Origin of the sequence: Bacillus sp. FSL K6-2861, assembly GCF_038630725.1 — a bacterium.
Taxonomy (GTDB): domain Bacteria; phylum Bacillota; class Bacilli; order Bacillales; family Bacillaceae; genus Bacillus; species Bacillus velezensis.
Genome location: NZ_CP152037.1, coordinates 974,508 through 996,637, shown reverse-complemented (window position 1 = coordinate 996,637; position 22,130 = coordinate 974,508). Strand labels below are relative to the sequence as shown.

Genomic DNA, 22,130 nt, shown 5'->3' with positions numbered 1-22,130 from the left:
CGATTACACCGCGGACTTCGCCGTTCCTTTCTGCAATTCATACATTTGGTGGTACTGCCCCTTTTGCGCCATTAATTCGTCATGGCTTCCCTTTTCAATAATGCGGCCCTTTTCCAGCACGAGAATCTGGTCTGCGTGTCTGATCGTGGAAAGCCGATGGGCGATAATAAATGTCGTGCGCCCTTCTTGAACGACTTGCAGCGCTTTTTGAATGACTGCTTCTGTTTCGGTGTCAATGTGCGCCGTCGCCTCATCCAAAATTAAAATGGCCGGATCGAACACAAGCGCTCTTGCAAAAGAAATCAGCTGACGCTGGCCTGAGGACAGTGTGCCGCCTTTTTCGGTGACGGGCTCTCTGATGCCCTTCGGCAAAGATTGCAGAAGACTTGCGGCGCCGACTTGGCGAAGCGCTTCTTCCGCCTGCTCCAAAGAAATACGCTGATCATCGAGTGTCACATTGGAGCCGATCGTGCCCGAGAAAAGATACGGGTCTTGCAGCACAATGCCCATATGCGACCTCAGCTCCTGCCTCGACATGCCGTATATGCTTTTATCGTCCAGCAGGATATCTCCTTTTTGGGCATCATAAAAACGGAACAGAAGATTCAGGATAGAGCTTTTGCCGGACCCCGTATGGCCGACGAGGGCGACCGTCTCCCCTTTTTCAGCTGTAAAGCTGATCTGTTTCAGCACCTCTTCTCCCTTTCGATACCCAAAAGAAACATCGCGGAATTCCACTGTCCCTTCCGCCTTTCTGTCTGCGAGAGCGCCTTCTTCTTCCGTTTCCTCCTCCTGTAAAAGCTCGAATACCCTGGCGGCAGAGACACGGGCCAATTCAAGCTTCGAAAATTGGTTGACAATCCCCGTAACCGGCTGGAACAAACGGTTTAAATAATCAACAAATGCATATAAAACACCGATCGAAACAATTCCGGCCGCACTCAGACTCGCGCCTCCGAAATACCAGATCAGCCCGACAAACGCCAGATTGCGCAACACATTGACAAGACTGTGGGACATGAGGGAATTTAAGGACAGCATTTTGTTCTTATAGCGAAAATGAGCTTCATTCAATTCTTCAAATTCCTTCATCGTTTCCTTTTCGCGGCGGAACGCCTGAATAATCGGCATTCCTTGAATGGACTCGTTCATTTTCGCATTGATGTTACTGTTAATGGAACGGATTTTTTGGTTGAAGACGGATGCGTATTTGCGGTACACAACCGACCAGATCATTAAAATCGGAATAATCAGCAGGCAAACGGCGGCCAGCCTGACGTCAAGCATAAACAGCGCCGTAAAAATGCCGAGCATATAAACGCCGCTTGTGATAAATGTCGACAGCACCGTTACATATAAATCCCTGACCGCTTCTGTGTCATTCGTAATGCGGGCCACGACTTTTCCGGCAGGCAGATTATCAAAGTAGCGGATCGGCATTTTCTGAATGTGTGAAAATACATCCTGCCTCATGCGCTGTATGATCCGGTTCGCTCCCATCTGCAGCAGATAATGCTGACCGTAATGAAAACATACGGAAAACATGAGCAGTCCCGCGTAAATGGCGGTCAGCGTCAGCAATCCTTTTATTTCGGGACGGTAAAATTGAAAAATCTCCTGTCTTGATAACGTAATGGCGGGATATGACCTGCTTTCTTTACCGTTTGATATTGTCAGCCGGCCGTCAGACACCGAACGGTTTCCGTCAAAACTGACGGGACGGTCAACAAAATAGTAGCCCGCACCGACTTGATAAATGTGCGCCTCTCCGGTTTTGTCCGCCCCCGGTTTGAGCCGGTCCTCCCTGACATAATCATGCCCCCGGAACCTGACGGCGCCCGGATCGTCCCTAGAGGCTTTAACCCATGTTTTTTCAATGCCGAGAATGTGGTCGTCAATCATTTTTTTTCCGATAAACGGGCCGGTCAGCTCAGTGCCGACCGCAATAATGAGCAGGACGACCGCCCATATCAGCAGCTTCTTATATTGAAGCGCGTAATTCCATAATCTTCTCCCGGTCTTCATGCGCCCGTCCCCCCTTCTTCAAGAGAGGACAGCTGCTGCCTCTCATATTGTTTTCGATACCAGCCGTCCTGCGCCAATAGCTCCCGGTGCGTGCCTTTTTCAGACACCCGGCCTTCATCCATGACGAGAATGAGATCTGCGTGTTCAACTGCCGAGAGCCGGTGGGTGGTGATAATCGTTGTTTTATGCCGCCGTTTTTTACGGATGCTGTCAATGATGGCGGCTTCCGTTTTCGCGTCTACGGCAGAAAGCGAATCATCTAATATGAGAATGTCAGGATCGGTCAAAAGCGCTCTCGCAATTGAGATGCGCTGCTTTTGTCCGCCAGAGAGCGCTACGCCCTTCTCGCCGACAAGCGTCTCCAGTCCGTCGGAAAGCATGCCGATATCGTTTTCAAAATGCGCATCTTTCAGCGCACTGCCGATTTCCTCTTCGTTTGCATCCTGCCGGCCGTAAAGCAGATTCTCTTTTACAGTCTTTGAAAATAAAATATGATCCTGCGGCACATAGCCGATCCACCCGCGGAGCTCCTCGAGCGGAATCTCCTGAATCGGAACGCCTGTAAACGTGATTGCTCCCGCACCGGGCGGATATTCACGCAACAGCTGCTTAATGATCGTCGTCTTTCCGCTACCCGTCTTCCCGACGATGCCGAGTGTCTGCCCTTTTTCTACGGAAAAAGATACATCAGAAACCGCCGGTCCCGCTCCGCTCGGATACGTGAAAGTCACTTGTTCAAAAACAAGACGCCCGGGCTCCTTGATGCCGGCGGAGTGCTTGGGTCCTATCACGTCAGGCTCATAGGAAAGCGTCTCATTGACACGATCCAAGGAGGCATTTCCGCGCTGCATGATATTGATTAATTCTCCGATCGCAAACATCGGCCAGATCATCATTCCGAGGTACACGTTAAACGATACCAGCTCTCCCAGCGTCAGCCGGTTTTGAAAAACGAGATAAGCGCCGTAGCCGAGACCGATAAGATAGCTGAGGCCGACGAGAAGTTTCACAGTCGGTTCAAAAAGTGAATCGATAAACGCCACTTTCATATTTTTCTCATATACATCCGCCGTCATATCACCGAACCGGCTGACATCATTTTTTTCCTGCACGAATGCCCGGATGACCCGGACGCCGGATACCGACTCCAGCACCTTGTCATTTAATGATCCGAAAGCATCCTGCGCTTCCGTAAACCGCTCATGGATCTTTTTTCCGTACAGGCTGACCGCAGCCGCCATTATCGGCAGCGGAATAATCGCGGCAAATGTCAGCTTCCAGCTGATGAGAAGCCCCATTGTCAAAAATATCGTCAGCATATACATCGTTGAATCAACGAGCGTTAAGACCCCGAAGCCCGTCGTCATACTGACGGCCTGCAAGTCATTTGTCCCCCGCGCCATTAAATCGCCCGTTCTGTATTTCTCGTAAAACGGCGGTGACATTTGAAGAAGCCTTCCCATCAGCTTTGAACGGAGAATCTTCTCCATGACATTCGCCCCGCCGAAAAGCTGATACATCCAAAAATAAGACAGTAAATAGACGGCTGCCGTTAATGCGAGAAAAACACATATGTAAAACAGCATCCCGCTTTTTGTAAACACGCCCGCCTTCATATCGTCTATCGCGTTACCGAGAAGTTTAGGCGGAAACATTTCAATGACATTCACAATCAATAACAGAACAATCGCTGTCGTATAGCGCAGCCAATAGGCTTTAAAAAACCACGCGAGCTTTTTTAATACAGTAAACAAATACCGTCATCCCCTTTCATCAATCAGCCGCCCTCAAGCTTTTCCGGATTGTTTTTCATTGTTTTCGCTAATACCGCCACATGCATCACACCTGTCTTTCTTTCATTTTTTTGTATAAAAAAAGACATGAAGCCTCAGCTCCATGCCTCTTATTATTATAAATAAGGTACAGACCCGCCGTTTATGCGCGACTGCCTCGTTTTTAAGCAAATGTTCAGAAAACGGAAGCTGTATGGGAGTCACGCCGGTATTCAGCTGAACATGAGTTGACAAGCTTTAGTTTTGACATGATCCATACCTCCTTTTTCCCTATATTGTTCCTTCATCATATAAACAAATCCTTTTTTTGTCAATGCAGGTTTTACATTTCTGCCATTCGGGTATTGTAAAACAAACCTTTTTTACTGAAAGGATGAGGCCGATGTTTCACGCGGACCGGTTGATAGCAGCTTTTGACGGAAGTGATGATAGTAAAAAAGCGCTCCAAAAAGCCATAGACCTTTCAAAAACGTTTCACGCGGATTTAACGGTCGTACATTCCCACAATGCAAAAGATACCCAGACGATTGTTGATCCCCCGAGGCCGGGAGCCGGGGCAACGTATATCGGCGGCGGGATTGCAAGCGTTCCTGATCCGCTCCAGGCGGAAAGAATCTCCCCTGATCCGATGATTTATGAAGACCGTACGGAAGAAATCGTTGCGGAAGCGAGAATGCTGATGAACGACAGCCAGATTGACGGGGATATCGACATTTTAGAAGGTGATCCCGCTGATGCCATTATCGAGCATGCCGACCGTATATCGGCGGATTTGATCGTCATGGGGAGCCGGGACCAGAACAGGCTGAAAAAACTTTTATTCGGAAGCGTCAGTGAAAAACTGTCATCGAAATCCGATATTCCCGTGCTGATCGTAAAATAATTCTTTCTGTAAAGCAGCTTAATCAAAAGCTGCTTTTTTTACAGCTCCCGGCTGTTTCTTCTTTTTTTCGGCATCACAAAAAAACTCGCCATGATCAAAAAATCGATGCACAATACGACAGACCAGCCCTTTAACAGCTTGCTGAGCGCTTCGGTGCGGGAAGCGTCCTGAATGAGAAATACCGTTCCGGCTAAAAGAACGCCGCCGATGGCAAACGCTAATACATGTCTCCCCCACCCTTTTGCATAATGTTTGGCATAATCCAGCCCGTACCGCTTGACCGGTCTTGCCCCTTCCTTGACCACATAATAGCGGAACCGCTCATCCGCCCATTGAATCATGCTTTTCCCGAAGGCGACAGACACTCCGATATAAATGGCCGCCACCGCATGCGCCATAGTCGCCGCCGCCCCTCTGTATAAATCAGCTGCGGCCGCCAGAAACAGTACGGCATCCAATAAAGGAATGAGAGCGAAAAAAAACATTCCGAGCTTTTGCCGCCTGAATATATAGCGCGCCGCCAATCCGAAGATGACAGCCGCCCAAAAAGCAGCCTCACAAATGACAATCAACCAAGCAATCGCGTTCAATCCGGTTCCCCCTTATCGTTTTCTAAAATGCATTGTATCACTGCTTTTTATTTAATACAACTGTATTACAAAATTGCAAGAAAAAATATTTCCTGTTACACTGGAACCATGCCTAAAATAATCGATCATGAAAAAAGAAGAAAACAAATAGCCGAAGCCACTTGGCGGACGATTTTGGAGCGGGGAATGGAAGGAGCGACAGTGAGAAACATCGCCCAGGAAGCGGGTCTTTCTTTAGGCGCGCTGAGGCACTATTTCACCACCCAGGATGAGCTTTTAGGGTATGCGATGACACTCGTAAAAGAAAAAGCGGCCGCCAGAATTAACGAAGTTGCCATGAAAGATCTGCCGCCGAAAGAAAAAGCGGTGCGTCTGATGCTTGAAATCATCCCGACAGATGAAGAAACGATGGCTGAAATGGAGGTATGGTTCGCTTTCACAGCTTATGCCAGACATAAGGGAGAAGAGTTTCAACCCCAGCAGGACGGGATCTTAGCATATATCCGCGGTCTGATTGACTGGCTGGATGAAAATAAGCTTCTGAAACCGAATCTTGATAAAGAGATCGAAGCGGAGAAAATGTACGCCATCGCCGACGGATTGGCGCTGCATGCCATGCTTGAACCTGAGCGTCTTTCAAAAGAGAAGATCTCCCGTGTGCTCGTTCAGCATATCGAATCTCTTTTTATCTGACTGAAGTAAAAAGGCCGGATGTGTTCCGGCCTTTTTTCAGCTTATGACTGAACCCCGAGCTCCTGCTGAATGTGCGACTGAAAAGCCTCCTGAATCGTTTTGGCTACAGGTCCCGGCGTTCCGCTTCCGACCGGTTTTCCGTCAAGGGTTACGATCGGGATTAATTCAGCCGTCGTTGACGAGATGAAAATTTCATCCGCATCCCTGAGTTCGTCTTCGGTAAGAGCCTTCTCCCGCACCTCAATCCCGTTTTCTTTCATCAGCTCTAACAGTTTCATCCGCGTAATGCCGTTTAAAATCAGCTCATTTGCAGGATGCGTCCGGACAGTGCCGTTTATGACGGCGTATACATTGGAAGAGGTTCCTTCCGTGACCGCTCCGTCCCTTATCAGCACCGCTTCATAAGCGCCTGCTTCATAGGCTTTTTGTTTAATCATCACATTATACAGTAAATTCAGACTCTTAATGTCACACCTCAGCCAGCGTTTGTCTTCCGCCGTTATGGCCTGCGCTCCGGCTTTTTGTTCATTTTCCGGTTTTTTCACTGAAAAGGTGTATGCCGTCGTCTGCGGTTCCAATCCTTCGTCATACTGGTGCTTCCGCGGCGCCTTCCCTCTCGTCGTCTGTATATAGACCCCGCCGTCAATGAGTTTGTTTTCCTGTACGAGCTTTTGCAGATCCCATTCTATGTCCTCTGCGGAGAACGGCAGGGTGATGCCGATTTCTGCGGCGCTTCTGAAAAGACGGACGATATGCTCACGCAGACCGAATAAGGCACCGTTATACACTCTGATGACCTCATACACACCGTCACCGAATTGATATCCGCGGTCCTCAATATCAACTGCCGCTTCTTCACGATCAATCAACTGGCCGTTTACTAATGTCTTCATGTAAACCCTCCTCATCGTTATCTGCCGTGATGTGCATTCTCAGCTGTTATTGTCAACTATTCTATCATACTGAACGAGCCGGCTGCGGAGTTTATTTTTTTCTTAAAATCTTATTATTCGACATCTTTTCTATGTCTTTTCCAGTTTTGTTCCTGTATACTTGATTCGACATACATATGCTGTTAACTTATGGCACTTCGCAAGCCTCCGCTGTTATCGGCATTATGCAGAAACTTATGCTACTGGAGAGATTGTTATGCGCAACACAAAAGAAGGTGCTTCCCCTTCTCTGTTTTCATTGGCTTTTAAACTTACGAGTTTAGCAGTTTTGTGCGGACTGCTTCTGGTAATCGTCATAATGGGATATTCCGCTTCCGCCGCAAAAAACAAACAGGTCACCGTGACCGCAAACGGGCAGCTTCGGGATGAAGCAGAAAGCCTGCGGCTGAAAAATGATTCTCCCGACGTCTTAATGAAACATTTGCAGAGAGAGCGTGACCCAGGGAAAAAAACGGTATATTTAACCTTCGACGACGGGCCGTCTCCATATACTGAACAGCTGTTGAATGTATTGAAGGCAAATGGCGCAAAGGCCACTTTTTTTATGCTTGAACCGCGGATGAAAGCCTATAAGCATTCCGTGCAAAGAGCGAAGCAGGAAGGAATCGCGCTCGGCCTGCACGGCGTGACGCACGATAATCACCTGTTTTATCAAACACCGACATCACCGCTGAACGAAATGCAGCAGGGACGCGATACACTCGAGGCAATCACCGGAGTAAAAACGGATCTTGTCCGCACGCCTTACGGCAGTAAACCGTCATTGACGGATGCCCAGATTAAGAATCTCGAAAAAGGCGGATTCGTGTACTGGGACTGGACGATAGACAGTGAAGACTGGAAGTACAAAAACGCACGGTACGTGCCGGAAGTATTGAATCAGCTCGCATATTTGGAAAGCGTTCATACGAGCAGGCCGCATGTCATTTTAATGCACGATCTGCCTGCGACGGTGCACGCTTTGCCGAGCCTGATCCAAAAACTGAAAGCCCAGGGCTACTCCTTTGATGTTCTGACGGATCAAATGATTCCCGTCCATGAATAAGAAAAGCCGGATCTGTATATGATCCGGCTTTTTTTATGTCGCGGCGCTGATCCGTTTTGCAAATTCACCGATCTTCTCATGGATGACAAGATCAAATAAATGGTCGCAATATGTCGGCTCAAGGTTAATGATCACCTGCTTCAAACCGGGAATCCGTCCCGCATCCTCAGGGACAAACCTTGCCGGCGCCACTTCAAGCGAAGTGCCGATCACAAGAAGAAGATCAGCTTTATCTAGCTTTTCATAAAGGGTTTCAAAATGCTGAACGAGATCGCCGAACAGCACGACATCCGTTTTTAATACGGTGCCGCATACCGCATGATCACCGATTTCCGCCGTACATTCCGGCACTTCGTCCTTCAGCAGATGAGAAAGCCCGTAGCGCGCTCCGCAGCGGGGGCATGCGGCGGTCTGAATTGAACCGTGAAGCTCATAGACACTGCTGCTTCCCGCTTTCTTATGCAGCCCGTCAATATTCTGCGTGAAAATGTCTACCTGCTTTCCCCGCTTTTCAAGATCCGCCAAATACGTATGGCCGGCATTCGGCTCATAGCTTCCGCTCATTTTCATCTGAAAGAGCTGTTTGAATTTAGGCCAGAAGTCACGCGGACGGCGTTCAAAGTATTCCCTGCTCATCGCTTCCATTCTGGAGGTGTCTTCGGTCCATATACCGCCCGCCGAACGAAAATCAGGGATGCCGGATTCCGTGCTCATTCCCGCTCCCGTCAGCACCACGATACGTTCCGCCTGATTGATCAATGTTATAAACGCTTCCACTCTTCCACCGCCTTTTCTTTTTATCATATCATGAAAAAAGAACGGCGCCTGCTATGCCCGTTCTTTTTCTCCGGAATGATCCTTCACATGAACCGGATCATCGTGGCTTTTCTGTTTTACGAATACATTCTGGCCCGGATAGGCGAACTCCACGCCTTCCTCAGCAAAAATATCAATAATCCGGCGGTTGATATCCTGCCGCACGTCCAGGCTTTCCGCCCAAACGATGGTCTTTGTGTAAAAGTTGAAAAACAGATTGTAATAGCTGTCCGCAAACACGTCAAAGTTAACCATAATCGTATCATCATGCACGCCTTCATGTTCACGAAGCATTTCTCTGAGCCTTGTGATGCACCGCTCTAAACGATCAATCGGCGTCGCATAAGAAACACGAACGGAAAACGTGACCTGGCGCTTCGTCATCCTCGTCCAGTTTGTGATGGCTTCCATGGACAGCGTTGAATTGGGCACAGTAACAAGCGCCCCCTGCGCCGTGCGGAACCTTGTGCTTCGGAAAGTGATATCTTCAACGCCTCCCGTCACAGATGACGTCTCGACCCAGTCGCCGATCGTAAACGGCTTTTCCGTAATGATGATAATGCCGCCGAAAAAATTGCTGATCGTATCTTTAGCCGCGAGCGCGAAGGCCAATCCGCCAAGTCCGAGTCCGGCCACGAACCCGTTTACATCATAATTGAATTCCTGCGCGATCACACTGACGCTGAGCGCGAGAATGACAAAGCGCAGCACCTTGGATAAAAACGGCGCCAAAATGTCATCCATATCAAGCTCAAAGCGCTGATTGACTTTATGAAATAAAAACGAAGACGCCGATGTCAGATTGCAAAGCCCCCAAGCGATCAGCGCAACGATCAGAGAGCGGTACAATTTTTTGACAATGTCCATCTGCCCGTCTAAAAACGGCGAATACTCAATCGCCAAAAACAGACCCAGCGCCACGAAAAACCACCTGGCCGGCTTGTCAAACGCTACGGCAATCTGTTTGAATATGTCGGTTTTCGGCTTGTTTGCCAATTTGTAAATGAGCTGAAAAAAGTATTTGACAAACAGTTTTCTCAAAACGAGAAAAGCCGCTAAAATTCCGATGCTGATACTGATCTGCAAAATATGGTCAAGCGTAAAAAAGCTCTGAAATTGTGTCATCATGGCATATGCTCCTTTGTTTTGTCGAAAATCTATTATACTAAAACATTCGGACATCAGCTTTTTTTAATGTCTTTAGGCAGCCTAAAAAACCCCGGCATCAGAGTACAGCCGGGGTTTTCACACATTCGTTCATCTTTCAGCCAGATACAACAGGGTCAGGCACTATTTCTTCTTTGATTGTGTCTGTTTCAGGAGAGTCGCTTTTTGGATTTCAGCATCGGTTTCGGCCTTAATTCTTTCTTCCACTTTCAATCTCCCTTTTCCCATGATCTCGCCTCCTTTTTGCCATTATAAATCATCACTGCGGATTGTAAACCGAAAAAAGCACTATCTTTATTCCAATAAAATACTGTTTCGCACATTCACCAGTTTGAATCGCTGAGCATATACGAATCTGATATAATAACAGAAATGCCCATGAGGGGAGCTGACAAGCTTGTATACCATCGCTCATCGCGGCGCATCCGGTTACGCGCCCGAAAATACATTTGCGGCATTTGATATCGCTGCCGAAATGAACGCTGATTTCATTGAGCTTGACGTCCAGCTCACAAAAGACGGCCAGATTGTCGTCATCCATGATGACAAAGTCGACCGGACGACGGACGGCTCCGGTTTTGTAAAAGATTTTACGCTGAAGAAGCTGCAGTCTCTGGACGCCGGCAGCTGGTATGGGGCTGAGTTTAAAGGGGAGCGGATTCCCCTGCTCGAAGAGGTCTTGAAGCGTTATCATTCTGAAATCGGTTTTTTAATTGAACTGAAAGGGCACGTTTCTCAAGTCGGTCTTGAAAAAGCAGTCGGCCAGCTGTTAAGCAGGTTTTCCTTTTCCATCCGCCCTATCGTTCAATCATTCAGCCTCAAGTCAATTCAGACCTTTCACGACATGTATCCGTCCGTTCCGACTGCAATAATTGCAAGACCCAGCTTCGGGATGTTTTCCAAAAGCCAGCTGGCCGCCTACAAATCAGCCGTAAATTATGTCAATATTAAATATACCCGTCTGAATCGGTTCTTGATTTCCACCGCTCACAGACACGGCCTGAAAGTATTTGCCTGGACGGTCAGAAATCAAAAGACGGCCGAAAAACTGCAAATGATGGCAGTAGACGGCATTGTAACTGATTTTCCGGATTTTATTTCTAAGGATGGCTGATATGAAACAATACATCGCAATTTTTATCGGAGGCGCGCTTGGCGCATTGCTCCGCTTTGAAATGAGCGCGCACATTCACAGCGGTTCTTTCCCGGCGGCCACTTTCCTCGAAAACGCGGCGGGAAGCCTTTTACTCGGTCTTATTACGGGTTATTTCATCATTCGGGCTAAACGCCCTCTTTTGACCGCCTTTTTAGGAACCGGTTTTTGCGGAGGTTTCACGACGATGTCAACCTTCGCAAAAGAAACCATTTTTCTGCTGCAATCGTCTCCCGCAGCGGCTTTTTGTTATGCTGCCGCGACTTTATTCGCTGGTCTTGCCCTTGCATACGCCGGCATTTTTTTGGGACGGCGGATTGCCCTTCACGCAGCGGGAAGGGGGCATGATACACCATGACGATTGTCCTGATGCTTATCGCAGCGGGTATCGGAGCGGTATTACGTTCTCTTTTGGGTAAAACAATTTCAGAAAGAACAAAAGGTTTTCCGATGCCGCTTGGAATGGCTGCGGTCAACCTGCTCGGCTCCTTCGGCCTCGGCATGTTCACCGGCCTGGGCCTGGATAATCCTTCTGCCGGCATCATCATCGCGACCGGCTTTTTCGGTGCGTTTACGACCTTTTCCACGTTCAGTATTGAAGCCGTGCAGCTGATGATGAACTACCGCATAAAGGAAAGCCTGCTCTACATCGCTGTTTCAGCAGCCGGAAGCCTTTTGGCGTTCTGGTGCGGCTTTGTTATGATATCCATTTAAAAAAACCTTGAGCTTATTTTTCGCTCAAGGTTGCGTTATGAAGCATGACCGTTTCAGGCACGGGCAGCTGGCGGTTTATTGTTCCCTGACCGCCCGGGCGGCCCTGTTCTTCTTTGAGTTCAAGCTGTTTAATAAACCGGCCGTCCATTTCTACTATGAGGGCAGTGTATCCCCCGATTTGTATCGACTCACCCGCACAGATGTCAATATTCCGTTTCAGCACAAGACCGCCGATCGTGTCGACTTCCTCTTCAATCCCTGCGCCGAGAAGATGATTCACCTGATCGATCCGAACCTTTCCGTCCAGCACATAATGGCGTTCGGACAGCTTTTGAATCTGCGGCTGTTCGTCCTCATCAAATTCGTCTCTGATATCGCCGACGATTTCTTCAAGTATGTCTTCGGTCGTCACAAGACCGGACGTTCCGCCGTATTCATCAGACAATATCGCCAAATGAATCCGTTCTCTCTGCATTTTTATCAGCAGGTCGTGTATCGGGATCGTCTCGATGACTTCAATCACCGGGCGGATGTAAGACGTGATGGATACTTCCGCTTTTTCATCTTCTGTCATAAACAGCAGATCTGAAAAGAGATGCTTCGTATTGATCATGCCGATGACACTGTCTTTGTCCCCGTCCGTTACGGGCCAGCGCGTATATTTGTCTTTCAGCATCATATCAAGCATTTCCGGAACGTCCATATCAGTGGAAACAGCCGCAATTTCTTTTCGCGGGATCATGATTTCCTTGGCGATCCGATTATCAAAATCAAAAATTTTATTCACAAATGTATATTCAGACGGATTGATTTCTCCGTTTTTTAAACTTTCTGACAGCAGGATCCGCAGCTCTTCTTCAGAGTGGGAGCCTTCATGCTCAGATGCCGGCTTTAATCCGGCCAAACCGGTCAGAATTCTCGCGGAGCCGTTCAGCACCCAAATAAACGGGAACATGAATACGTAAAATAACCGAAGCGGTCCGGCAATCCATAACGTCAGCTTTTCCGCTTTTTGAATCGCAACCGTTTTAGGCGCAAGCTCACCGACGACGACATGTAGAAACGTAATCAGCCCGTACGCCGCAGCAAAAGCAATCACATGCTCAGCAGAATCCGGCAGCCCCATGCCCTGAAACACAGGATGAAGCATCCGCTCAAATGCAGGCTCTCCCAGTACGCCGAGCCCGATGGATGTGAGTGTAATGCCAAGCTGCGAGGCGGATAAATACTCATCAAGATCCGTAATGATACGCTTTGCGAGCACCGCCCGTCTGTTCCCTTCTGAAATGAGCTGATCGATTCTGGATCTTCTCACTCTGACGATCGCAAATTCACTCGCCACGAAAAATGCCGTTAACGTAATGAGCACACCGATTAAAATCAAACTGTCAATATCGTCCATTTCACCTTATCCCGAATTGAAGGATAAGGACGTCACCTCCTGATTTCATCGTTTTTTCTTAAGCGAGAGGAACGAAATGGTTGATTGACTACACAGAGGGCCCCATCCTGCCACCTCCTAAGTCAAAGCATGATTGTCATTTGTATAGTTTATTGTATCACAACTCCATTCTTTCATCATTTTCAGATTTTTATGATATAAAAAACAGCCTTCAAAAAGAAGGCTGCCGTTATCTGCTTCGGAAATGATTTTCTAAACAAAGCGCCGTATTAATCCCCCCGAATCCCATGCTTAAGCTTAACGCATGGTGTACGGTATGGGCGCTCGGCCCGTCGGTCACCCACTGAAATGAATCGTCAATCGGCTCCGTTAAGTTTCGGATCGGATGAAGCTTGTTTTCCCGCATTTGCAAGAGAGCAGCAATGATTTCCACCGTTCCGGCCGCACTCAGACCGTGTCCGGTAATCGATTTTGTCGCATTAATCCGCGCGTGCGACAGGCCGCTTTCAGAAAGCGCCCGGCATTCAGTCTTATCACCGATCGGCGAACCGGTGCCGTGCGGGTTGATGTAATCGATCTCTTTTGCTGAAAGACCGGCCCGCTCCAGCGCCTGGCGGATCACCGTCATTTCGCCCTCTGCTGAAGGATTCGGGTTGCGGTTCGCATCAGAAGCCATCCCCCAGCCCTTTAAGCCGGCCCACGATCGTGCGCCCCTCTGTTCGGCAGATTCAGCGCGTTCCAGCACAATCGCCCCGCACGCCTCTCCGAATATAAACCCGTCCGTATGCCGGTCAAACGGGCGGCAGGCGGCTTCAGGCCGTTCAGCGTATGTATCAGTGCCCATCGCTCCCAAAGAACGGAGAGCATGACACTCCATGTACGACAGATCGGCCAGCGCCCCGATCACGATGCACCGGTCAAACAGGCCGCCTTTGATTCCTTGAGCAGCCTGAATAACCGCCGCCTGGCCGCTGGCCGACGCGCCGCCGACCGTAAAGGCCGGCCCTTTTATCCCGAATTGCTCCGTACAAAGCCCCGACAAATCACTATCCATAAAAGAAAGCCCGTATGTCGGATTTACAAATTGCGGCGTTTCACCGTTTTTCTCAAAGGCCTGCAGCAATTCGCGCTGCGTCATATTCGAGCCGCCGATAATCAGACCGGTGCGGCTGTGGTCAGCGCCGTCTAATTGAGCGTCATGCCACGCTTCATATAAAGCGATAAGCGCCGTCTTTCCCGATAATGCGGCCCTTCGGTACAAGCGCTTCGACAGCGCGTCCGGCGGCGTTAATTCGCTAAGCTCCGCGCCGATAAACGAACTGCCTTTCTGCCGGCCGGGCCGTTTCATCACATCAAAGGCGTGCCGCCCCTCCATAAGCGCATCGAGAAACGCCTCCTTGCCTTGTCCGACCGCGGCTAAGACTCCGATTCCTGTAATGCTGATGTCTGACGTGCCATTATTAGTCCTCGACATTTGTCCGTTCTCCCATCTTTATGTATTGGAAGCTATGAAGAAAAATCTTGATACAGTGCTTTGAAAATATCGCGTGACTGTCTGATCTGTTCTGAAGGCACGCTGAAAGATAATCGGAAATAGCCGCTTTTTCCAAATCCGCTGCCGGGTACGATCAATAGTTTGTATTTCTGTGCGGCATGCATGCAGAATGCCACCTCGTCTTCAATCGGTGATTTCGGAAAGACGAAAAAGCCTCCTTTCGGCATTTCAAATTCGAAACCGGCTTCTGTGAGGATGTCCACCATAAGGTCTCTCCGCTTTCTGTAAGGTTCAGCGTCAATCGAAAGATCATCCATTTTCGCCACGGCACGCTGCATCATGACCGGAGCGTTCACAAAGCCGAGCGTCCGGTTACAGAAAACGAACGCATCCGTCAGAAGATCGCCCTCAGGCATTTGGGCGTCTGCCGCGATATACCCGAGCCTTTCCCCCGCAATGCCGAGATCTTTACTGAACGAACTGACTAAAATCACGCGGTGATACGCCTGAAACGGATTCGCCTGCTCTTCTCCGTAGATCAGCTGGCTGTACGGTTCATCAAATAAAATAAATATGCTTTGGCCGTTCCGCTCTTCGGCTTCTTTTAATAAGGCGCCCAATTCGTTAAGGTTTTTCTGGCTGAGCACAGTCCCCGTCGGATTATGCGGCGTATTAACGATCAGTCCTTTCGTACGGGGGGTGATCGCACCTTTAACCGCTTCAATATCAATCTCAAATGAGTCAGTCAGCGGGCAGATGACGGGTCTGCCGCGGTAATTTTCAACATACGCTTTATATTCCGCAAAATAAGGCGAAAGAAGGATGACTTCTTCCTCGGGGTTTAAAATGCTTTTCAGCGCGACATTCAGCGCCCCGCCGGCTCCGACCGTCATGACTGTATGCCTGGCGGAAATTTCTGTCTGAAACCGCTCTGACAAAAAGCGCGCAACCTTTTCTCTCGCCTCCGGAAGCCCCTGGTTTTGTATGTATCCGTGCCGCCCTGTTTCAGCTGCTTCGCAAAGCGCCTTTTTAAATGTTTCAGGCGGCTCCGCAACCGGATTTCCTATTGAAAAGTCAAACACCTTATCGGCGCCGAACTCTTTTTTCAGCCGAGCGCCTTCATCAAATAGTTTGCGTATCCATGACCCTTTCTCCAGATTCTGTGTCACTTCCCGTGATAAACCGGCCACTGTCATCTGTCCCTTCTGTCTTTTTCTTCCGTTTCTATTTACAATGATTATGAAAGATTTACATGGCGCAGTCAACGCTTTTTCAGACAGCCCGCCGCGTCGTTTCAGGAGAAAGACGGAAAACAATAAACTTGTGCAAACTCCCCTTCATATATTAAACTATTCTCATAACTATAACGTGATGGTTGGGGAGGGATTTAGATGGGGCTGAGACTTATCGCATCAGTGAATTAGCAGAGCTTGCCGGTGTAACGAAACGCACGGTGGATTACTACACAAACCTCGGGCTTTTAAAGCCTGACAGGTCTTGTTCGAACTATCGTTACTACGATACACTTGCACTTAATCGGTTAAAGTTTATAGTCGCTTGTAAAAAGCAGCGATTGGCCCTGTCTGATATAAAAGATCGACTGGAGAACCAGTTTCCCTCTTCAGCCCTGCCTGACGATATTGGAAATCTGGCATCGGAAATTGATCACATGAATCAAAACATCTCCGTGATCTTGAATCGGTTTGAAAAGCTTGAACCAGAGGAGCGTGCCCAGCTGAAAAAAAGGCTGGCTCCTGAAAAGCTTGCAGTGCTTCAATCATTTATGCTGCTGTTAAGTTAAACCATTATCTTACTAACAGGAGGTGTTACCTTCATCTTCCCAAAAGAAGTGAAGGTTCTAATTGGACATTGTGAATTTGATTTTAGTCGCGGTTTTAATCGCGCTGACGGCATTTTTCGTAGCATCTGAGTTTGCGATAATCAGAATCAGAGGCTCACGGGTTGACCAGCTTATAGCAGAAGGAAATAAAGCCGCAATCGGTGTCAAAAAAGTGACCACGCATTTAGATGAGTATTTATCGGCGTGCCAGCTCGGCATAACATTGACTTCCATCGGTCTTGGTGTCTTAGGCGAATCAACGATTGAACGCTTGCTTCATCCGCTTTTCACAAAGATAAACGTACCAAGCTCATTATCGCATATTATTTCATTTATTCTCGCCTATGCGATCATTACATTCTTACACGTGGTCGTGGGAGAGTTGGCGCCGAAAACAGTCGCCATCCAGAAAGCGGAAGCCGTTTCAATGCTGTTTTCAAAACCGCTCATTTGGTTTTACCGCATCATGTTCCCGTTTATCTGGCTTCTGAACAACTCCGCCCGTCTTTTAACGAAGACGTTCGGTCTGGAGACGGTGTCTGAAAATGAGCTTGCCCACTCTGAAGAAGAGCTGCGCATCATTTTATCGGAAAGCTATAAAAGCGGTGAAATCAACCAGTCTGAATTTAAATACGTGAACAAAATCTTTGAATTTGACGACAGACTTGCAAAAGAAATCATGATTCCGCGTACGGAAATCGTCAGTCTGCCGCATGATATCAAAATTTCTGAAATGATGGACATCATTCAGATTGAAAAATATACCCGGTACCCTGTCGAAGAGGGTGACAAAGATAATATTATCGGCGTTATTAACATTAAAGAAGTGCTGACCGCCTGCATCAGCGGCGAAGTATCAGTCGACTCGCCGATTACCGATTTTGTCAATCCGATCATCCATGTGATTGAGTCGGCACCGATTCACGATCTGCTTGTAAAAATGCAGAAGGAACGGGTTCATATGGCGATTCTGTCGGATGAATACGGCGGAACCGCGGGGCTTGTCACCGTTGAAGACATTATTGAAGAAATCGTCGGGGAAATCCGTGATGAATTTGATATCGATGAAATCAACGAAATCCGTAAACTCGGCGACGGCCATTACATGCTTGACGGCAAGGTCCTGATTGATCAAGTGAACGAACTCCTCGGCATCCATTTGGAAAATGACGAGGTCGACACTATCGGCGGCTGGTTCCTTACCCAGAAATACGACGTCGAACAATACGACTCGATTATCGAAGAAGGCTGTGAATTTATCATTAATGAAATTGACGGCCACCACGTCGCATATATCGAAGTGAAAAAACTGGCGTTTGATGAACTGCTGGAAACCGCCGAACAAAAAGAAGCATAACAAAAAAGCTTGCGCGTCTGATACAGACGGCAAGCTTTTTTTCATTTACAGTTGTTCAAGTTTTTTCTCAAGCTCTTTAATTCTGGCATTCAGCTCTTCTGTCATGGCCGCAAGCCTCTCCTTCGGCGCAAGATCGGAAAAGTCCTCCAAAAAAATCGGCTCGCCGATGATAAGCCGCATTTTTCCCTTTTTAAACAGCGCTTTTCCCGTAGACGGCCCTTTATATGCGGCCGGAACGAGCGGCGCTTTTCCCATTTGGGCGATGGTCACGGCCCCTCTTTTCAGCGGGACGTCTTCAGATGTTCTCGTGCCGCTCGGAAAAATCCCGACAATCTTTCCTTCCTTCAGAAGCTTAATCGGCGTTTTAATGCTGCTCGGGCCCGGATTTTCACGGTCAACCGGGAACGCGTGAATTTTCTTCAAAAAACGTCCGATCCACTTTTTCTGAAACAGCTCTTTTTTCGCCATATAATGAATCTGATGTGGCAATATCCCGACACCGAGCGTGAGGACGTCCACCCAGCCCGCATGCGTGCACGCGATAACGAATCCTTTATCAGACGGAAGATTCTCTTTATTGTACACTTTCACTCCTCCGCGCAGGGATAGAATGCATTTGATGGCATTTGCACAAAACTTATACATAACGCACTTCCTTTGTTGTAATGATCAAAAGTGTTCTCTCTCTCTATTATAACAATATTTTTTATTACCTGGTACTAACAATTATATTTTTCCTCCGCCGATCTCTATCTTTTATGACGGATTTTGGGTACTATAGAGAAATGGTGTTTGATGAGGTGAAAATGAATTTAAGCCGTTTGCATGGAACGTGCAACTTTAAACCTTTCTTATGCGTGTATAACATAGAGGGGAGAAAAGGCAGTGACGATCGATGAAATTTACCAAATGTATATGAATGATGTTTACCGGTTCCTGCTCTCCATGACAAAAGACAAGCATCTCGCTGAAGATTTGCTGCAGGAAACCTTTATGAGGGCATACATACACATTCACTCCTACGACCACAGCAAAGTAAAGCCATGGCTTTTTCAAGTGGCGAGAAATGCGTTTATAGATTATGTCAGAAAACATAAAAAGGAAGTGACCATTTCCGATGACTTAATTGGGAGCCTTTTTCAGACGGCTGTTCAAAGCCCGGCTCATCAGATTGAAATCAAGGAAGTGCTGACAGGGTATATGTCCGAACTTCCCGACAATTATCGGGAGGCCTTAACACTGTATTATTTAAAAGAACTGAATTACAAAGAAGCATCCCATATTATGAATATTTCAGAGGCTAATTTTAAAAGTGTTTTATTTCGTGCCAGACAGCGGCTGAAAGCACTTTATAATAGAGGTGTTAATGATGAATGAAGAATTTAAAAAGCGTTTTTACCAATACAAAAATGGAGAAATGAGCGACCGGGAAATGGCCGCCTTTGAAGAAGAGCTGGAAAAGCTGGAAGTCTATCAGGAGTTGATTGAAAGCGAAATGCAGGACGACCGGGAATGGGACGTCGGCATCAGCCCGGAAAAACAGAAGGCCATTTTATCATACGGAAAACGCAAATCGTATTTGCGGATTTCAGTTCTCGCCGTCATCTCCACTTTGATGATTTTGCCGCTTTGCACATTAGGAAGCTACCTCTATTACGGTCTGGGAGGAAAAGAAAGCACCGGCAATCAATTAATGGAGACCGCGGCAGTGACGGTGGCGACCACAATGCCGAACGTCCTCGTCGATACCTCCGGACTGAAAAGCCAGGTGAAGCTGTTTGGAATGAATACGGAATTTCCGCTGCAAAAGCAGATCGGCACAAAAACGAAATCCGTCGGCGGAGAACGGATTGAAATGTTTTTAGATACGGTCAAATCGCCTGCCGTTAACTACTATGATCTAGACGCGGCACAGGCAAAGCATTATTTCGCCCATCCTTCCGGCTTAAAGGGACGCACGATTGAAAAAGCCGGACAGACATTAAAAAAATTGCCTGAAGGAAGCGTGGCGGAGGTCTATCTTTCTTATGACAGGGCCTACCCTTCTTCTCAAGTATATTCGACTTTTAAAAAATACGATGTGAAGTTTTTATGGAACGCGGTCGAAACGGAGAAAAATCTGAAAGACAGTCCTTATGCCGAGCCGTTAGGATTTCCCGGGAAAGATTCCAAGATGGTGTCCTCTTTCGAAACGCAAGGACAGACAGACCGTGAACAATTTATCAATGCCCTTGAATTTATGTCCAGCCATAAAAAATGGGCGCATGCAATATCGAAACGAAAAGACATGAATCTTGGCAGCCGAATCGACTATGTTGAACATCACGGAATGAACGTATACGGCTCTGTCGTGACGGGGCCGACAAAAGAAATCGAACGTCTGCTGAAAAACAAAACAGTAAAAGCAGCAAACATCGGTGAGGTGGAATTATGGAATTGGTAAGAATTTTTAAAGAGCATAATGTTTTCGGCTGGATATCAGTCGGTACCGCGATTTTGTCGCTGCTGCTTTTGAACGTGGCAATCATCAGCAATGTGACTTTCTATTCTTATCAGATGCTGCCGTTTGCGATGGCCGCCGTGCCGTTCGGCATCATTGAGCTGTTTATTAAAAAAGGACGGACGGGCCCGGGACTGCTCGGTGTCATTCTCAATCTGTTCGTCATTGTCTGTGTATATACGATCGTTGCGGTTGATACGAATCTGCAATTCGGTTTTTAAACATAAAAACAGGCCCTTTTACGGGGGCCTGTTTTTTTAAAATGAAAGAACGCCGATTAAATGCAGCAATACGACGATGATAGCCAGCGGCACGAGATATTTCAGAAGGAAATACCACACCTGAAAGAAACGATAGCCGATGGCGGAACCGCTTTTCATCTCGGCAAACAGCTCCTGCTTCGGTATTTTCAGCGGGACGAAGATTGATATTAATAAAGCGCCGAGCGGAATCAGCACATTGCTGACGGTGAAATCCGCAAGATCAAAAAACGTTTTTCCGAACAAATGAACATCACCGAGAACACCGTATGATAAACAGGACGGAATTCCGACTAAGAAAATGAGCAGACCGCTTGTCCACGACAGCTTCTTTCTTTTCGTTTCATCACCTTTCCCGACAGTCGCCACGATAATTTCCACCATCGAAAAGGCCGAAGTCAGCGCGGCGAAGAAAAAGACCGCCAAAAAGCTGATAAAAAACAGCGAGCCGAACGGCAGCCGGTCAAACACAGCCGGCAGTACGGTAAACAGCAGTGTAGGCCCTTCATCCGGTTTAAAGCCGAACGAAAAAACCGCCGGAAAAATGGCCAGTCCCGCAAACAGCGTGACGAGCACATTCATCATAACAATGGAACCCGCCGATCCCGGAAGGTTTTGGGTTTTCGGCAGATACGAACTGTATGTCACCATGACCGAAACGCCGAGCGTTAATGTGAAAAACGCCTGTCCTAAAGCATATAGGATGGATTCCGGCGTCAAATCTTCAAAGTGCGGAACCAATAAAAATCTAATCCCCTCAACGGCATGATCGAGCGTGACTGATCGCAGCACAAGCAATAGAAACAGCACGAATAAAATCGGCATCAGCACTGCACTGACACGTTCAATCCCTTTCTGCACGCCTTTTGCGACGACCGCCACCGTCATGATCATAAATACAAGCTGCGCAACGAGAGTCTGGATCGGATTTTCAATGACCGTCCCGAACACCGTTCCGTACTGCTCCTGAGTGAGCCCGGATAAAGAACCCGTAACGGCTTTTAACACATAAAGCAAAATCCACCCGCCGACAACACTGTAAAAAGACAAAACTAAAAAACAGGCCGCCACACCCACATAACCCGTGAGGTGCCATACCGACTTCGGCGCGGCTTGTTTGTAGGCATCAATCGCATTTGTCTGGCTCCGTCTTCCGAAAATAAATTCACCGAGCAAAAGCGGATAGCCTAAAAGCACGGTAAAGAGGACGAATACAAGAAAAAAAGCGCCTCCTCCGTTCGTACCCGCTACGTAAGGGAACTTCCAAATGGCTCCCAGGCCGATCGCCGAACCGGCAGCGGCCATAATAAATCCTATTTTTGAGGCCCATTGAACCCTTTTTTGGTCAGACACGACTTTCCACTTCCCTTCCGCCCTATATTATCCCTTATTCACTGCGATAACTTAAGCCCATTTCAATATGTTTCATTATTCCGAAAAATAA

At 47.8% G+C, this 22,130-nt stretch carries 23 protein-coding genes; 11 read left to right on the top strand and 12 right to left on the bottom strand.

Annotation, left to right across the window (positions count from 1 at the left end):
* Positions 1-3 precede the first annotated feature (3 nt).
* Positions 4-2,025 (bottom strand): ABC transporter ATP-binding protein, encoded by a 2,022-nt coding sequence (locus NYE62_RS04940; RefSeq protein ID WP_039252158.1) that lies wholly within the window; start codon positions 2,023-2,025, stop codon positions 4-6.
* Complete coding sequence (locus NYE62_RS04935; protein WP_040238349.1) at positions 2,022-3,779, bottom strand: ABC transporter transmembrane domain-containing protein; 1,758 nt, start codon at positions 3,777-3,779, stop codon at positions 2,022-2,024. Before NYE62_RS04935 ends, NYE62_RS04940 begins: the two co-directional genes overlap by 4 nt.
* 421 nt (positions 3,780-4,200) lie before the next feature.
* On the opposite strand from NYE62_RS04935, the gene NYE62_RS04930 reads away from it, so the two are divergent.
* Positions 4,201-4,701 (top strand): universal stress protein, encoded by a 501-nt coding sequence (locus tag NYE62_RS04930; protein WP_003155289.1) that lies wholly within the window; start codon positions 4,201-4,203, stop codon positions 4,699-4,701.
* Between the two features lie 38 nt (positions 4,702-4,739).
* On the opposite strand, the gene NYE62_RS04925 is transcribed toward NYE62_RS04930, so the two are convergent.
* Complete coding sequence (locus NYE62_RS04925) at positions 4,740-5,291, bottom strand: hypothetical protein (protein WP_032871085.1); 552 nt, start codon at positions 5,289-5,291, stop codon at positions 4,740-4,742.
* A 108-nt stretch (positions 5,292-5,399) separates the two neighbouring features.
* Between NYE62_RS04925 and NYE62_RS04920 the strand changes: the two genes are divergently transcribed.
* Positions 5,400-5,984, top strand: a complete 585-nt coding sequence (locus NYE62_RS04920; RefSeq protein WP_012117186.1) for a TetR/AcrR family transcriptional regulator — start codon at positions 5,400-5,402, stop codon at positions 5,982-5,984.
* A 41-nt stretch (positions 5,985-6,025) separates the two neighbouring features.
* Here NYE62_RS04920 and dat read toward each other — a convergent pair whose 3' ends face one another.
* Entirely contained in the window at positions 6,026-6,877 is an 852-nt protein-coding gene (dat, locus tag NYE62_RS04915; RefSeq protein ID WP_199022446.1) for a D-amino-acid transaminase, read from the bottom strand.
* A gap of 256 nt (positions 6,878-7,133) precedes the next feature.
* On the opposite strand from dat, the gene NYE62_RS04910 reads away from it, so the two are divergent.
* Positions 7,134-7,982 (top strand): polysaccharide deacetylase family protein, encoded by an 849-nt coding sequence (locus NYE62_RS04910; protein ID WP_007409254.1) that lies wholly within the window; start codon positions 7,134-7,136, stop codon positions 7,980-7,982.
* 33 nt (positions 7,983-8,015) lie between these two features.
* Here NYE62_RS04910 and NYE62_RS04905 read toward each other — a convergent pair whose 3' ends face one another.
* The 3 genes from NYE62_RS04905 to NYE62_RS04895 all read right to left on the bottom strand — a co-directional run bounded on the left by NYE62_RS04905 (position 8,016) and on the right by NYE62_RS04895 (position 10,193).
* Entirely contained in the window at positions 8,016-8,759 is a 744-nt protein-coding gene (locus NYE62_RS04905) for an NAD-dependent protein deacylase (RefSeq protein WP_241458098.1), read from the bottom strand.
* 51 nt (positions 8,760-8,810) lie between these two features.
* Complete coding sequence (locus tag NYE62_RS04900; RefSeq protein ID WP_007409256.1) at positions 8,811-9,926, bottom strand: mechanosensitive ion channel family protein; 1,116 nt, start codon at positions 9,924-9,926, stop codon at positions 8,811-8,813.
* 162 nt (positions 9,927-10,088) lie between these two features.
* Positions 10,089-10,193 (bottom strand): YhdX family protein, encoded by a 105-nt coding sequence (locus NYE62_RS04895; protein WP_003155299.1) that lies wholly within the window; start codon positions 10,191-10,193, stop codon positions 10,089-10,091.
* A gap of 169 nt (positions 10,194-10,362) precedes the next feature.
* On the opposite strand from NYE62_RS04895, the gene NYE62_RS04890 reads away from it, so the two are divergent.
* From NYE62_RS04890 to crcB, 3 genes are read left to right on the top strand one after another with little or no spacing between them, the layout of a single operon-like run.
* Positions 10,363-11,079, top strand: coding sequence for a glycerophosphodiester phosphodiesterase family protein (locus NYE62_RS04890; RefSeq protein WP_015417128.1), 717 nt, complete (start codon positions 10,363-10,365; stop codon positions 11,077-11,079).
* A 1-nt stretch (position 11,080) separates the two neighbouring features.
* Positions 11,081-11,476, top strand: a complete 396-nt coding sequence (locus tag NYE62_RS04885) for a CrcB family protein (RefSeq protein ID WP_029325977.1) — start codon at positions 11,081-11,083, stop codon at positions 11,474-11,476.
* The gene (gene crcB / locus NYE62_RS04880; protein WP_144464098.1) at positions 11,473-11,832 is read left to right on the top strand and encodes a fluoride efflux transporter CrcB; all 360 of its coding nucleotides are present in this window, start codon (positions 11,473-11,475) and stop codon (positions 11,830-11,832) included. The genes NYE62_RS04885 and crcB overlap by 4 nt, the downstream gene beginning before the upstream one ends.
* A gap of 13 nt (positions 11,833-11,845) precedes the next feature.
* Here crcB and NYE62_RS04875 read toward each other — a convergent pair whose 3' ends face one another.
* From NYE62_RS04875 to NYE62_RS04865, 3 genes are all read right to left on the bottom strand, one after another.
* On the bottom strand, positions 11,846-13,234 hold the full coding sequence (locus NYE62_RS04875) for a hemolysin family protein (protein ID WP_144464100.1): 1,389 nt from the start codon (positions 13,232-13,234) through the stop codon (positions 11,846-11,848).
* A 229-nt stretch (positions 13,235-13,463) separates the two neighbouring features.
* Positions 13,464-14,708, bottom strand: a complete 1,245-nt coding sequence (locus NYE62_RS04870) for a beta-ketoacyl synthase N-terminal-like domain-containing protein (RefSeq protein ID WP_144464102.1) — start codon at positions 14,706-14,708, stop codon at positions 13,464-13,466.
* Positions 14,709-14,740: 32 nt separating this feature from the next.
* Entirely contained in the window at positions 14,741-15,925 is a 1,185-nt protein-coding gene (locus tag NYE62_RS04865; RefSeq protein WP_015417125.1) for a pyridoxal phosphate-dependent aminotransferase, read from the bottom strand.
* A 179-nt stretch (positions 15,926-16,104) separates the two neighbouring features.
* Here NYE62_RS04865 and NYE62_RS04860 point away from each other — a divergent pair, with 179 nt between their 5' ends.
* Both NYE62_RS04860 and NYE62_RS04855 read left to right on the top strand, forming a co-directional pair.
* Entirely contained in the window at positions 16,105-16,530 is a 426-nt protein-coding gene (locus NYE62_RS04860; protein ID WP_007409263.1) for a MerR family transcriptional regulator, read from the top strand.
* A gap of 61 nt (positions 16,531-16,591) precedes the next feature.
* Positions 16,592-17,926 (top strand): hemolysin family protein, encoded by a 1,335-nt coding sequence (locus NYE62_RS04855; protein ID WP_003155308.1) that lies wholly within the window; start codon positions 16,592-16,594, stop codon positions 17,924-17,926.
* Between the two features lie 45 nt (positions 17,927-17,971).
* Here the strand turns inward: NYE62_RS04855 and NYE62_RS04850 are convergent, their stop codons facing one another.
* Positions 17,972-18,571: a 1-acylglycerol-3-phosphate O-acyltransferase gene (locus NYE62_RS04850; protein ID WP_007409265.1), complete on the bottom strand. Its 600-nt coding sequence runs from the start codon at positions 18,569-18,571 to the stop codon at positions 17,972-17,974.
* Between the two features lie 240 nt (positions 18,572-18,811).
* Here NYE62_RS04850 and sigM point away from each other — a divergent pair, with 240 nt between their 5' ends.
* The 3 genes from sigM to NYE62_RS04835 are packed head-to-tail and all read left to right on the top strand — an operon-like array spanning position 18,812 to position 20,647.
* Entirely contained in the window at positions 18,812-19,303 is a 492-nt protein-coding gene (gene sigM, locus NYE62_RS04845) for an RNA polymerase sigma factor SigM (protein WP_003155312.1), read from the top strand.
* Positions 19,296-20,369: an anti-sigma factor gene (locus NYE62_RS04840; RefSeq protein ID WP_040238365.1), complete on the top strand. Its 1,074-nt coding sequence runs from the start codon at positions 19,296-19,298 to the stop codon at positions 20,367-20,369. The genes sigM and NYE62_RS04840 overlap by 8 nt, the downstream gene beginning before the upstream one ends.
* On the top strand, positions 20,357-20,647 hold the full coding sequence (locus NYE62_RS04835; protein WP_003155315.1) for an anti-sigma-M factor: 291 nt from the start codon (positions 20,357-20,359) through the stop codon (positions 20,645-20,647). Before NYE62_RS04840 ends, NYE62_RS04835 begins: the two co-directional genes overlap by 13 nt.
* Positions 20,648-20,683: 36 nt before the next feature.
* Here the strand turns inward: NYE62_RS04835 and NYE62_RS04830 are convergent, their stop codons facing one another.
* Entirely contained in the window at positions 20,684-22,039 is a 1,356-nt protein-coding gene (locus NYE62_RS04830; RefSeq protein ID WP_040238367.1) for a sodium-dependent transporter, read from the bottom strand.
* Positions 22,040-22,130: the final 91 nt, after the last annotated feature.